The sequence below is a fragment of the Vibrio amylolyticus genome (assembly GCF_023145695.1).
GTDB classification, from domain to species: domain Bacteria; phylum Pseudomonadota; class Gammaproteobacteria; order Enterobacterales; family Vibrionaceae; genus Vibrio; species Vibrio amylolyticus.
Map to the genome: position 1 here is coordinate 61,183 of NZ_JAJHVV010000009.1, position 12,683 is coordinate 73,865.

10 protein-coding genes are annotated in these 12,683 nt (G+C 41.7%); 4 read left to right on the forward strand and 6 right to left on the reverse strand.

All coding sequences use genetic code 11. The features are described 5' to 3' along the window. Nucleotides 1–126: 126 nt before the first annotated feature. The 3 genes from KP803_RS14925 to KP803_RS14935 form a co-directional block, all read right to left on the reverse strand. Entirely contained in the window at nt 127–1,578 is a 1,452-nt protein-coding gene (locus KP803_RS14925; RefSeq protein ID WP_248009651.1) for a glyceraldehyde-3-phosphate dehydrogenase, read from the reverse strand. Between the two features lie 385 nt (nt 1,579–1,963). Next, nucleotides 1,964–3,007 carry a sulfate ABC transporter permease gene (locus tag KP803_RS14930; protein WP_248009652.1) on the reverse strand — a complete coding sequence of 348 codons (1,044 nt, stop codon included), beginning with the start codon at nt 3,005–3,007 and terminating at the stop codon, nt 1,964–1,966. A 9-nt stretch (nt 3,008–3,016) separates the two neighbouring features. Beyond that, nucleotides 3,017–3,367 (reverse strand): hypothetical protein, encoded by a 351-nt coding sequence (locus KP803_RS14935; protein ID WP_248009653.1) that lies wholly within the window; start codon nt 3,365–3,367, stop codon nt 3,017–3,019. A 204-nt stretch (nt 3,368–3,571) separates the two neighbouring features. Between KP803_RS14935 and KP803_RS14940 the strand changes: the two genes are divergently transcribed. Beyond that, nucleotides 3,572–6,217, forward strand: a complete 2,646-nt coding sequence (locus KP803_RS14940; RefSeq protein WP_248009654.1) for an ATP-binding protein — start codon at nt 3,572–3,574, stop codon at nt 6,215–6,217. Nucleotides 6,218–6,317: 100 nt separating this feature from the next. On the opposite strand, the gene KP803_RS14945 is transcribed toward KP803_RS14940, so the two are convergent. Then, nucleotides 6,318–6,761: a dCMP deaminase family protein gene (locus KP803_RS14945; RefSeq protein WP_248009655.1), complete on the reverse strand. Its 444-nt coding sequence runs from the start codon at nt 6,759–6,761 to the stop codon at nt 6,318–6,320. A gap of 845 nt (nt 6,762–7,606) precedes the next feature. On the opposite strand from KP803_RS14945, the gene KP803_RS14950 reads away from it, so the two are divergent. Further along, the gene (locus KP803_RS14950) at nt 7,607–8,626 is read left to right on the forward strand and encodes a lactonase family protein (protein ID WP_248009656.1); all 1,020 of its coding nucleotides are present in this window, start codon (nt 7,607–7,609) and stop codon (nt 8,624–8,626) included. 87 nt (nt 8,627–8,713) lie between these two features. Here KP803_RS14950 and KP803_RS14955 read toward each other — a convergent pair whose 3' ends face one another. Both KP803_RS14955 and KP803_RS14960 read right to left on the reverse strand, forming a co-directional pair. Then, nucleotides 8,714–9,907, reverse strand: coding sequence for a DEAD/DEAH box helicase (locus KP803_RS14955; RefSeq protein ID WP_248009657.1), 1,194 nt, complete (start codon nt 9,905–9,907; stop codon nt 8,714–8,716). A gap of 208 nt (nt 9,908–10,115) precedes the next feature. Continuing rightward, a complete protein-coding gene (locus KP803_RS14960; RefSeq protein ID WP_248009658.1) occupies nt 10,116–10,736 on the reverse strand; it encodes a 3'-5' exonuclease in 621 nt (206 codons plus the stop codon). Between the two features lie 136 nt (nt 10,737–10,872). Here KP803_RS14960 and KP803_RS14965 point away from each other — a divergent pair, with 136 nt between their 5' ends. Together KP803_RS14965 and KP803_RS14970 are read left to right on the forward strand one after the other, a co-directional pair. Further along, nucleotides 10,873–11,796 (forward strand): arginase family protein, encoded by a 924-nt coding sequence (locus KP803_RS14965; protein ID WP_248009659.1) that lies wholly within the window; start codon nt 10,873–10,875, stop codon nt 11,794–11,796. A gap of 36 nt (nt 11,797–11,832) precedes the next feature. After that, nucleotides 11,833–12,276 carry a hypothetical protein gene (locus KP803_RS14970; RefSeq protein ID WP_282437300.1) on the forward strand — a complete coding sequence of 148 codons (444 nt, stop codon included), beginning with the start codon at nt 11,833–11,835 and terminating at the stop codon, nt 12,274–12,276. The last annotated feature ends 407 nt before the right edge of the window (nt 12,277–12,683 follow it).

The following is a 12,683-nucleotide window of genomic DNA, read 5'->3' on the forward strand; positions in this document are numbered from 1 at the left end:
CAAATCAACGAGAAGTACAAGCTCACAAACTCAGTGTTTAAAACCAGGGGTGTTTTAAACACTAGGTCGTGGGCTTTTTATTATTGTAGTTGTGGAGCTTAATTCGGGGGCTCTCAATAAGTCGTTCTATGCTTCAGGGTATGTCTTGTAGCGAACACCCATCATCTGTTCCATACAGTGAACCACCTGACAGCTGTAGCCAAATTCGTTGTCATACCAAATGTAAACAACGCAGCGATTGTCTTGTGCGATAGTTGCAACGCCATCAACAATACCCGCATGGCGAGAGCCTACGATGTCACTTGAAACTACTTCGGTAGAGTCCGTGTAATCGATTTGCGCTGATAGTGGTGAAGTAAGGGCCATCTCACGTAAGTAAGTGTTCAGTTCTTCTTTGTCAGTATTTGATTCTAGGTTTAGGTTAGCAATCGCCATTGATACGTTAGGCGTAGGTACGCGAATTGCGTTACCTGTTAGCTTACCTTCCAGCTCTGGCAGTGCTTTTGATACCGCTTTAGCTGCTCCAGTAGACGTTAGAACCATATTCAGTGATGCACTGCGACCGCGACGATCACCTGAGTGGAAATTATCGATGAGGTTTTGATCATTAGTAAATGAGTGAACCGTTTCGATATGACCAGAGATAATGCCGTATTTGTCGTTAATTGCCTTTAACGTCGGAGTGATGGCATTTGTGGTACAGCTAGCCGCAGAGATGATCTTATCTTCCGCTAGAATGTCGTTTTCATTTACGCCAAAGACAACGTTCTTAATGGTATCTTTACCTGGAGCAGTAAGCAGAACCTTCTCTGCACCTTCACAAGCTAGGTGTTGGCTTAGGCCTTCGGTGTCTCTCCATGCTCCCGTGTTATCAACAACTAACGCATTACTAATGCCGTAATCGTTGTAATTGATTTCTTCAGGCTTATTGGCATAGATAAACTGAATGTAGTTGCCGTTGGCAATGATGGCTTTGCGCTCTTCATCAACAATGATGCTGCCATTAAATTGCCCGTGAACAGAGTCACGACGTAACAAGCTCGCCCGTTTTTCTAAGTCACCTTTCTTACCACCGCGAACAACAACAGCGCTCAGGCGAAGTGGGTAACCCGGTCCGCTTTTTTCCACTAATAAACGAGTGAGTAATCGACCGATGCGACCAAAACCATACAAAACAACGTCACGTGGTTCAGAGATCGTCTTACCGTCCATCGCTTTTAAAAGGGCAGTATGAAGAAAGTCGTTCAAAGCATGCGTGTCGTCGTGATCTTTCCAGTATTGCTGAGCAAGTTGACCAACATCAATTCGACTAGGAGACAATTCCATGGCGGCGAGGCACTGAATAATAGGGAACGTTTGTTGAGGAGTCAGAGGTTGGTCGGTGAAATGACGAGAAAGTCGGTGAGCCTTGATGATATCGATAGTATCTGCATTGACGAGGGTCTTACCAAAGAGGATAACTTCAACCCCTTTCTCTCGATATAGCTGACCTAACAAAGGGGAGGTCGATTCTGCAATCGTTTGGCTAGTCTGCCAATCAAGGAGGTGCTTCTCGGCGTTCTGTTTTGCTAAAGGCATGGTAATGGGGGACCTTTTCGTTATTTGAGCTTATGTTATTGGAACGTACGCTATAAACACGGCGACATGATGAGTCATCGTGCTTTATAGGCACTTAACTAGTTGCTCTCTTTGATAAGAGATGCAGCCAGTTATTACTGTTGTAATTATTATGGGGCAGGATTGTAAAGGGCAATGCGTTATTCTGCTAGGAAAAATAACCACGAGATATTCGACTGGGATTGGGTGTATTTCAGGAGTTTAGTACCAACATTAGCTGTCTAATCGCTAATTGACATTTTCAGATTAAGAGACTTAATTTGAGCTGATATTGTTTTGTAGCACGGTTCTCATGCAACTAATTCATACGCCTCATTAAAATGGTGATCCCGGCCTCGCATTCAACTTAGAAAGTAAATGATAAACCAACTGAAACAACGTGTGCTGAGTCCTCGTAAGGTGGTATCATTTGTAGCTCGGTGAAATGGCCATTTATCATGTCTTGGCGGCCTTCAATGTATTGCCATTCGACGTTTAGGTTGAGTTGACGTGTGATGTTGTATTTAGTTCCAATCAGGTAAGACTCGCTTTTTAAGTTACTACGTTGCTGCCCGTACTGAATATATGGCTGCCAATCTTCTAATAGGTAATCGAACCCTGCATACCAGTTTGCATCAAAATCATCGGCGAATAAGATTTCAGTCTGGAAGTGAAGTAAGTCTAAGTGGTAACTCATCCCTAGCGTGAATAAATCGATATTGCGTTGGCTCATGCCAATTGGCTGGGGGGCCGTTAAAGTAAGATCCGTACGTATATAGGTAAGTTTGAATTCATTCTCATTAAAGTAAATTTGAGAGCTAAGTCCTCCACTATGGCCTGTCTCTATGTGGCTTTCCAACCCATAAAGATCCTGAACGCTGTCTGATGAGGATGTGTAAAACGGGGTTATAATTAGTTGCACCTCGTTAGAGAGATCAACGTTCCAATCGAGTCTTGCACCATCAAAATGGGTAATGCCCAAATCGAAAGAGTAAACATCAATTGGTAATCTTAGCCACGGGTATGCGGAGGACACATAGTAAACCTCAGAATACATATACAGCGGTAGTCTTAATCTGCCCACCTTGACTTGGTAATTGTTATTTGAATACTCAACAAAGGCTTGTTCAAGCTCCGGGCTAGAGAACTCGTCTTGAGGACGTTTGACAACCTGAGCGGCTGCTCGCCAATGATCAGTAAAGTCGGCATCAAGCTGGATGCCAAAAGAACTATCACAATCAAAACACCATTCATCTGATATTTCTCTTTGACCAATTATCGGTGTCTTTGTGTCACTTTTAGTGGCAGAAACCGTACCAAACCCACTCAAACGAATAGATTCAGTAAGGTTAACTTGCGCTGTAGCCCAAGGCGCATAAAGCAATAAGAGTAAAATCAAACCAAGTCTCATAGTCTAGCCCTAATTATCTGTTTTATATAGAATATTCATATCAATAGTGACGTTGTTAATTGGCAAATAAGCGATGCCATTTTTATGTTTATTAAGCCATTGAATAATATCTGACGGGTTTTCTGAACCTAGCTCAAAAGGCGCAGTTGCCTTACCTGAAAAGCTCTGACGAGCCCAGATAGCATTCATTTGCGATGGGTTTTTTCCTAGTATTTTTTTGTAGAATTCTTCTCGTTGATCTGAACCAGAAGGAAGATCAACGAGCTTTGCGCGCTCGCCATTTATTGAGGTAAGCCGTCCTCGATAAAGCATCTTTACCTGACTGGTTCTTAATGTTGGAAAGTCGTGATTAAACGACACGATTGCAAATTCGCTCGCTATCGAGAAGGTGGGAAATATGCAGAGCATAGCTATACAGAGTAAAGCTTTGCAGTTCATTCGACCCAAGAACACTCCTTTGAAATTGAATCTAATCAAAATATGCAAAAATTGTAATAAGCAACAGGATCTTTACTACTATTAAACATAGGCTAGAAAGTGACAGTATCAAGGAAAATAAAAACAATGTTGCTAACAAAGTACTCAATAAAGATAAGGCTTATCGTATTATGCTTGGTGCCACTGATTATTATTTTGGGGTTTTCGTATTCGTCAATCGGGTTGATTCAACATCGACTCCATAGCTACACATTAACAACAGAAAAAATTGAATCTCTTGAGTTACTAACGAAAGTAAGTAACCAGATATATCAATTGTTGTCGTCAACCTTGTACTCAGACGATGCTTCTCTTAATCGCTTATACAGTGATATTGATTCTAGCTTAAACAAATTGGCGACCACCGCACACACGAGTGAGCATGATCATCATGGTGTAGAGAGTGGTAACTTAATTATCTTCCAAATAGAAGATTTAAAGTATCTGATTCATGATTTAAAGAAAGTAGATAAGGGAGAGATTGTTGACTTAGGTAACCTGATTTTTGAAGTTATTTATGAACTTAATAGCGAAATACATAAATCAGAGAGTCATGCTTCATCCATTGATATCCATAAATTGGAGCTCGTATTTAGTGATTTGAACTGGTTTGTTTTTTGGATGCAAAAAGAAGCCTGGCTCGTTCAAGTTATCGCTAACCAAAACTTACCCTATTCGGGGTACAGAAGTGATTACTTTCAAATTTCAGAACGGCAACAGTTCTACCTCGACAAGTTTATTAATGGAGCGGATAGCCAGCAGCTAAAGTCACTCGTATCACTATTTGCACGTAAAGAGTTTACTCAAGGTAATATGGTTAAAGAGCAAGCGCTCAGTAATCAAATATCAGCGAAACACTTAAAGAGTTATATCGATAATATTGAGCAGCGATATAACTTAGTTAATCAGCAGATATCAGTGTTTACAGACTTGCTTTCTTCTAATTTGGTACAGAGTATTAAAGCCGCGAAAAGAGATATATTGGTGATTTCTTTGGCGGGCCTTGTTTGTGTATTGTTCCTGTTTTTTTTAGGCACGAGCACGTTATATCGCATTAATACCAAGCTTAAAAAAATATTGGTTACCATGGGGGATATTGGGCAGTCAAAAGTAGAGCGGATTGAGACAGATGGTAATGATGAGTTTACTCGATTTGCACACGGGCTGAACCGAATTATTTCTGAACAAAAAGAGCATGAGTGTAAACTCATTCAAGCTAAAGAGGCGGCGGTGTCAGCTAACCGAGCAAAAAGCGCCTTTTTAGCCAATATGTCACATGAAATCCGAACGCCTCTTAACGGCATCATTGGGATGACAGAAATACTGTCTGAGAGTCATCTAAACCCAAGCCAAAGAGATGTACTCGCCGACATTGATACCTCCTCTCAGTCGCTACTTATTTTATTAAATGACATTCTTGATCTGTCTAAAATTGAATCAGGTAACTTGGTCTTGTCACCTAATGATGTGGACCTACGCGAAGTTGTGTATGAGTCTGTCAACATGATGACAGGAAAAGCAGTGAGTCAATTGGTTGAATTAGCGATTGATATAGACGAAAACATCCCAAATCGAGTTAAGGTTGATGAATTTAGACTAAAACAGATCTTGATGAATCTGCTATCTAATGCCGTGAAATTTACCAAGCAAGGGCTCGTTACAACAAAAGTAGAGTTTAAAACTGAAAATGATCAATCTTGGGTCAAAATAAGAGTCATTGATACTGGCGTTGGTATCGATAAATCGAAGCTCGATACCATTTTTAACCCGTTTACCCAAGAAGATGGGAGCATTACTCGTAAATATGGAGGAACAGGGCTAGGGCTCGCGATATGTTGTCAGCTCATTGAACTCATGGAAGGTACCCTAACGGTAGACTCGACGAAGGGGCTTGGGAGTAGTTTTGATTGTACTATCCCTATTGATGTTTCAGAGACTCAGCCGGCCGATGATCAATTTGATCTTCGTGCTTTGCTAATCTCTAATGGGTCTAATTATGTGGATATGCTCAGCCGAGAATGTAAGCGCTACGGTGTGGAACTAAATCATTATTCTGACGTAGAGCAGTGCCAAAGTGATATAAGCCCATATGATCTGATTCTTTATTGTAAATCAAGAGAAGCGAGTGCCCATCAAGATGTATCGGTACTCCGCAAGCAGTTCCCATCCGCAGAGGTTGTCGCTTGCCAGCATCATTTGATGATCTCACCAGATTTGGCTTCGCTTGTTACCTCAAGCGTGACTTTACCTGTACTAGGACGTCGGTTCGCTAGCACGCTATCTAAATGCGTCGATGGGCGTACAGGTGCTAAGAAAGTGGTGAGTTCCGTTTTAACCTCTCAACCTGTCAACAATAGTAAAAGAGTCTTGGTGGTTGAAGATAATCTGATGAATCAAAAAATAGCGAGCTTCTTCCTAGACAAAATAGGCATGGAGTACAGCATCGCGAGTAATGGATTAGAAGCCGTAGAAGCAATCGCGAGAGGTGAGAAGTTTACTGCGATTCTTATGGATTGCATGATGCCTGTTATGGATGGCTTAACGGCGACGAAAAAAATTCGAGAGTGGGAAGTCGGTAATAGCGACACCAAAATGCCGATTATTGCGCTTACCGCCAGTGTCCTTGATGAAGAAATTGCGAGCTGTTTCGAAGCGGGAATGGATGCCTATCTACCAAAACCGTATAAGTCACAGCAATTGTTCGACATCTTTACTCAATTAAAATTAGCCTAGGCTATTTGGTTACTAAGCCAGAAATTAAAAGTCTCGTTTAAGGTCGGTGCCTTGAACGAGACTTTATTGTTTGGAGTGATAAATAGTGTATTTAGTTTCGCTATTTTAGCGAATCTAACGGAAGCCAATTCACCTTAACGCCAGCTTGTAAGAACATATCTTGGCTTATCTTAATCTTGTCTCCCCAACGAGAGAGAAAATCTTCTGTTTGCTCTGGGCAATGAACGGCCGAGATACCCGTTTGAATGATCTTTGCTGCGCAGTTAGGACAAGGGAAGTGCGTTACCCATACTTCACAACCATCAAGATCCCGCTTAGCGAATAAAATCGCATTCTCTTCTGCGTGCAGTGTTTTCAAATACTTCATATCTCGGTCGTCGGTATCGGCGCTGTCTGAAATCCCGTGTGGATAGCCATTAAACCCGACAGAAACAATTCTATTGTTCTTGGTAATGACCGCACCCACTTGCGTTGAGGGATCTTTACTCCAAGAGCCGACGAGTTCAGCCATCTGAAAAAAGCGTTGTGACCATTTTGAGACCATTGGAGTTCCTTATTGAAATAGATTGTTTTGATATTCTAAGTTCATTATATCGACTTACAGCGGCTTATCACCCTGTTATTTGCTGACTTTCGTTTCAATAGATGACAAATCGGTGCTTATTTCATCAGGTCATTCTAAACTTCTAGTAGAAAACTTCTTAATTTGCGGTAGCTCGTGTGAGAGATCTCTTACAAAGCTGTAAGAGTTAAGGGTTTTAAATGAGCAGTAATAACAGCGATACTTCTTAAGTAATTGTTTTTATGTGTATTTTTATATGTTAATTGATTGTTGCGTGATGATTTTTGTACTACGTCAATTGCTCCCATTATCTCATCAGCGTATTCTAACCATGTTGTCAGCAGGAAGCAGACACGGAACAGGAAAGACCCACGGATTGGTCATCTTCAGGACGAAGATATGGTTATTCAGGATGAGTAATCAGCAAGGATAGAGAAGGACACTACTCAGGATTGAGTAATGAGAGTTAGCGAGGATAGCTAACGGGCTGGATTGCCAAGGACACCGCTAGGAAGGCGATGATAAGGAAAGTGCTGAAGGAATCAGCGTACTATCAAGGATTAGATGCATGGAGCATCATTAGTAGCGGGATTGCTGCAAGTAAGAACAGAAAACCCACTAGGCGAAAGCTTAGTGGGTTTTTTCTATTCTGCCGTTCAGTTTCATAAGACACCCTGACAAGATAATTTGTCATAAACTCTCAATATTTCATCGCAAAACCTTTTTATTTCATTAACTATTGAAGCTAGCTCACCCTTCAGGTGGCAGCGTTTATAGTAGACTGAGGCTATAGCTATTTTCTAACTAAATAAAAAATAAGGGAATAAATGGATTTAAATGTCGGTTGTTATTGCGATGGTTTAAAGGTGAGTGAAGGAATGCTTTGCGTTGAGTTAAACCAGCACACGGGTAAATTGGCGCATAAGCAAGTCTCGCTTCAAACTGAAAATCCATCCTATGTTATTGCTACTCCTCAAACTACGTATACAGCGAATGAAGTGAGTGAATCTAAACCTCCACAACTTCATGCATTAACGGACGATTCTGTTCATAGTCTAGCTCTTAAAGGTGATTCACCATGCCATTTAGCGGTAGATAAACTTCAACAATTTATTGCGGTTGCACATTATGGTTCTGGAAACGTGAATGTTCTAACACTTGATGCAACAGGTCAGCCGCAGGAGTTAGTGGCGGACTTATTCGTTGAAGGCAGCAGTGTTAACCTTGACAGGCAGACATCACCACATGCTCATCAGGTAACGTTTCTTTCTACACGCGATCAATTAGCGGTTGTTGATTTAGGTTCAGACGTGATTCACTTTTACCAATACGATCGCTCGACATTAGAGTTTGATAAAATGCCAGTCCAAAGTGTTTCAATACCCGCTGGTAATGGGCCTAGGCATATGGTATTCGATTCACTTGAGCAAACAGCGTATGTCGTGTGTGAGTTATCTGAGACTCTGATAACGCTTAAAGATATTGATGATGAATGGGTTGTTGTTGATGAAACTGATCTTCTACCGGATCAAGAGAAAGGTGAGGCGGCTTCAGCGATAAAACTATCACCAGATGGTCAATTTCTATATGTGTCGTGCCGTCATCAAAATCAGATCTCAATTTTCTCAGTTGAGGGGGCGCTACCAAAATGGCTAGATTCAGTCTCAACAGAAGGTGAGTTCCCTAGAGACTTTTTGATTAGTGACGATGGTCGTTGGTGTGTGGCTGCAAACCAAAACTCTGATTCATTGGTCAGTTATAAACGCGATATAGAAACAGGTAAGCTGAAATTTAGTGGCCATAAATTAACAGTAACAACACCAGTTTGTGTGACTCAGGCGAGTTAATGTTTTTTCCAGTAGGAAGTAAAAGAGAGCGAATAGTCGCTCTCTTTTTGATTCTGCTTCTTTATATTCCGAGACTATAAGCTGAGCTTAATCTCTCTGCTCACGCTTATGCTTAGGAACATAATTCAAAATAGAAATCGGCACTTCTTTGTTTGGTTTAAACCCTTCAATCTCTCTGCGCTCAATTAAGTGACCCAAACGGCTCTCAATCATACAAAGGTTCTTGAAGTTGTCTTTAGATACAAACGAGATAGCCTCACCTTTAGCGCCTGCACGACCGGTACGACCGATACGGTGAACGTATTCATCAGCAGGAAATGGAATATCGTAGTTCAACACGCGGGTTAGATTCTCGATATCGATACCGCGAGCAGCCACGCCCGTTGCAACTAGGAATTTAATGTTGCCACCTTTGAAGTCCGCAAGCAGTTGAGAGCGTACTTCTTGGCTACGACCACTGTGGAATGATTCCGCTGGAATACCGCGTTTTTCAAGTTGAGAAACAAGTTTTGCTGCGCCTTTCTTCGTTTCAATAAAGATCAGTGCTTGATCCCAATCGTTTTCTTGAATCAAGTGGCTAAGTAGCGCGGACTTTTTATCTTTATCGACAGTGATTAGCCACTGTTCAATGCTGTCTTTCGATGCGCTGTGTTTCGCAATCGAAATTTCAGCAGGCTGATCAATGGCTGTTCTAGCAAGTTCGCGAACAGGATTAGAAAGCGTTGCTGAAAACAATAAATTTTGAATGTTTTGAGGTAGACGAGCGATGATTTTATTGATGTCTTCAATAAAACCCATGTCGAGCATTCTATCTGCTTCATCAAGAACAAACGTTTCTACTTCTTCAAAGTGAACCGCATGTTGGCCGTAAAGATCCAGAAGACGACCGGGTGTTGCAACCAGCACATCGATACCATCGATAAGCAGCTGCTTTTGAGGTTTTTCACTGACACCACCGTAAATAGCGGTTGATGTAAGGTTAAGGTGCTTACCATATTCGGTAATGCTCTTATTCACTTGAATAGCCAGCTCGCGAGTTGGCGTTAGGATCAATGCACGAATGCGTTTCTTACGCTGCGTTTCACCTTTGCTGAGCATTTCTAAAATAGGTAATACGAAACTTGCTGTTTTACCTGTACCGGTCTGCGCTGCCGCAATCAGGTTTTGGCCCGACAGAACAAGCGGAATTGCCTTTTGTTGAATCTCGGTTGGTTTGTCATAACCCAGTTCATTGATGGCTTGTAGAAGTGGATCGCTTAATCCTAATTTAGAAAATGGCATTGACTGTCTCGGTATAAGTAAATGAGGTTAGGTAATTGAGCTGACTAAGTCGAATCATCGCTCAGTAATAGAATAGCTCAACCGCTAAGGGGCGCAGTGTAACACGCAGGTATGGCATTCCAAGTGCTTTCAGTGAAATGAGCCTATTGTCTATTGTTCATCGTGCGAGGTTCGTGATTTAGGATTCTAGGCTCGGTTTCAATATTGGTTATCGTTTGGCTTTTTGTAGCAGAGCGTCAACGGCCGTTTTTTTCGTTTTGCTTATCGTTTTCATCAGCGAGAAGCTGGCTTCACTCCCCGTAGCGGCTTCAACATCGTTTATCATTGAAAGCCAAAGCTTTGCGGTCATCTCAGAGTCGGCTAATGCTCGGTGAAAGACACCATCATGTTCGATCTGGCGATGTTTCACTAACTCACCTAATTTATGACTAGGCGCATCCTGAATGAGTCGCCTTGCTACCAATAAAGAGCAGACGAATTCACCTTTGTAAGTGCGATCAATTAACTCAAGTTCCGCATCCAAGAAACGTTTATCAAACGAAGCATTGTGTGCCACTAAATGACTGCCTTGAATAAAGTCACAGAACTCATTCATCACCTGAGCATTGTTGGGTGCTTGAGCCAGCATGTTGTTGGTAATGCTAGTGTAGTTCTCAATAAAGCTACTGACACGAAAACCTGGGTTCATCAGCTGTTGAAAGCTATCGACGACTTGACCATCTTGTAGTTTTACTGCCCCAATCTCTATGGCTCTGTCCCCCATATTGGGTGATAGGCCTGTGGTTTCGAAATCGAGAATAATAATAGATTTAGCGGAAGTGGGGATCATTAGACGCCTGTCGATGCAAATAAAAATATAAATTTCGGTAAGAATTATAGCAAGGTTCTCACCACTTAAACTAGGGGTTTACTTAGCGTGAGCTAAACCATACATTGAAATGCCTAAGAGTTGGTAAGGCAATGTTATGAAAAAGAAATTTGATATTATTGGTGCCCCATTTAACCTATTAGGTTGTCACCCTTCAACAGAGAATACTGTGGACGGTTTAAGAAAGCTGAATGAACAGAGCTGGATTGGACTGACCGATTGGATTCACGTTCGAAATACTAGGTGGAACCGCGATATACAAGACGTCGGTGATATTGACGCTTCTCCTGAAGTGATCAACCTAATAGAGCAAGACAAAAAAGAGCAAGCATTGGCTCTATATTGTGAGAAGCTGCAAGCGCGTATCGAGCAGACTTTAGAGAGTGGACGAGTGCCTATTACCATTGGTGGTGATCATTCAATTGGGTTAGGAACCGTTCAAGCCATACTGACGCATTATCAAAAAAATCGTAACGAGAAAGTCGCGATAGTTTGGGTTGACGCTCATGCTGACTGCAATGATAGTTTAGCGAGTAATCTACACGGGAAACCACTCGCATTATTAATGGATCGTTATCCTCATCATGATTGGAGCGTCGAGACTGAAATCACCTTATCTGCTGATGATATCTATTATGTGGCTGTGAGAGATCTCATGCTTAACGAGCACCAACTGATCTCATCTCTAGGGATAACCAATCACAGCATGCAAGAGATCGACGAGCGCGGTTTTTCTACCGTTCTTAATGATCTGATGACGAAGCTAGAACGAGACTATGACCGAATATATTTATCGTTTGATTATGATGCGCTTGATGGTGCTACTTTTCGCGCTTGCGGCACGCCAAATGTTGGTGGCCTAACAGCCCGAGAGGCGATTACCTTGGTGCATACTCTTTCACGTAGCGCTAAGTTTGTTGGTGCCGACTTTGTTGAGTACTTACCAAGTTTGGATAAAGACGGTGTATCGAAAGAGTTGATGATCAAGCTTATCGATGCCGCGTGGGGACTTCGCGCCTAGTTAGCCAATATATACATAGTAAGAGAGCAATAACTCATGAAAAATATTAATAAGGAACAAGTCTACTTACAGTTGTTTCATCGTGAATGCATTGCGTCTCCGTCGATTGAGCGTGCTGATGTGCAAGCTGAATGGGCACAACGTGATGAGTACCTGAAGTGGAAAGAAAGTAAGGCTGATATTTCACATGAAGAAGTGATTGAGTCTGCATGGATAAAAACCTGCACTGAGGGGTACATTACCGAAGTTCTTTTTGCACAAGATGGCACTTTGAATGAGTTTAAGCTGTTTGATCGATTACATACTACAGGGCAGTGGGAGCTCCTTGATGGCATGCTCAGCGTGTCTATCAACAAGGGTGACAATCGATATCAGTTTTTGGTTGTTGGTAGCAGTTTAAACAGCATTTACTCAGCGGTTGAGTACAAGAACGACGAGATCCATTCCTATCTAAAACTGATGCCTACTCGTGCTAAGTGATGATTACGGAGAGCTGATGCCATTTGTCTTGTTAAGAGATAAATGGCACAAATTAAGCACAAATTAAGCACAAATTAACTAATCGACCCTCCCATTAGCGACCACTTTCCCTCGTAATGATATTGCTTACTTATCGCGGTTTAATGTTGATCTGGTGAGCATTAAAATACGATCAACCCTTCTTTCGAATAACAGCCACTTCCAAAAAACATTAACGTTTACGCTCAATGTCACATAGTGAAGATTACAATGAGTCCATTGACTACTTGTTAATTTGTAACTGTAACGAACTTGTGAGAACAAGGCTGTTTTGCCGTGAAGTTTGCCGCATAAACATATGATTATTGATGTTTCACCTGATAATAACACACATACCTGCTAACTTAATTTTAACAATTAATTAATAT

What these genes read in the sequence shown, in the direction of transcription:
- KP803_RS14925 (WP_248009651.1), bottom strand. Translation starts at nt 1,578, where the DNA reads ATGCCTTTAGCAAAACAGAACGCCGAGAAGCACCTCCTTGATTGGCAG.
- KP803_RS14930 (WP_248009652.1), bottom strand. Translation starts at nt 3,007, where the DNA reads ATGAGACTTGGTTTGATTTTACTCTTATTGCTTTATGCGCCTTGGGCT.
- KP803_RS14940 (WP_248009654.1), top strand. Translation starts at nt 3,572, where the DNA reads ATGTTGCTAACAAAGTACTCAATAAAGATAAGGCTTATCGTATTATGC.
- KP803_RS14945 (WP_248009655.1), bottom strand. Translation starts at nt 6,761, where the DNA reads ATGGTCTCAAAATGGTCACAACGCTTTTTTCAGATGGCTGAACTCGTC.
- KP803_RS14950 (WP_248009656.1), top strand. Translation starts at nt 7,607, where the DNA reads ATGGATTTAAATGTCGGTTGTTATTGCGATGGTTTAAAGGTGAGTGAA.
- KP803_RS14955 (WP_248009657.1), bottom strand. Translation starts at nt 9,907, where the DNA reads ATGCCATTTTCTAAATTAGGATTAAGCGATCCACTTCTACAAGCCATC.
- KP803_RS14960 (WP_248009658.1), bottom strand. Translation starts at nt 10,736, where the DNA reads ATGATCCCCACTTCCGCTAAATCTATTATTATTCTCGATTTCGAAACC.
- KP803_RS14965 (WP_248009659.1), top strand. Translation starts at nt 10,873, where the DNA reads ATGAAAAAGAAATTTGATATTATTGGTGCCCCATTTAACCTATTAGGT.
- KP803_RS14970 (WP_282437300.1), top strand. Translation starts at nt 11,833, where the DNA reads ATGAAAAATATTAATAAGGAACAAGTCTACTTACAGTTGTTTCATCGT.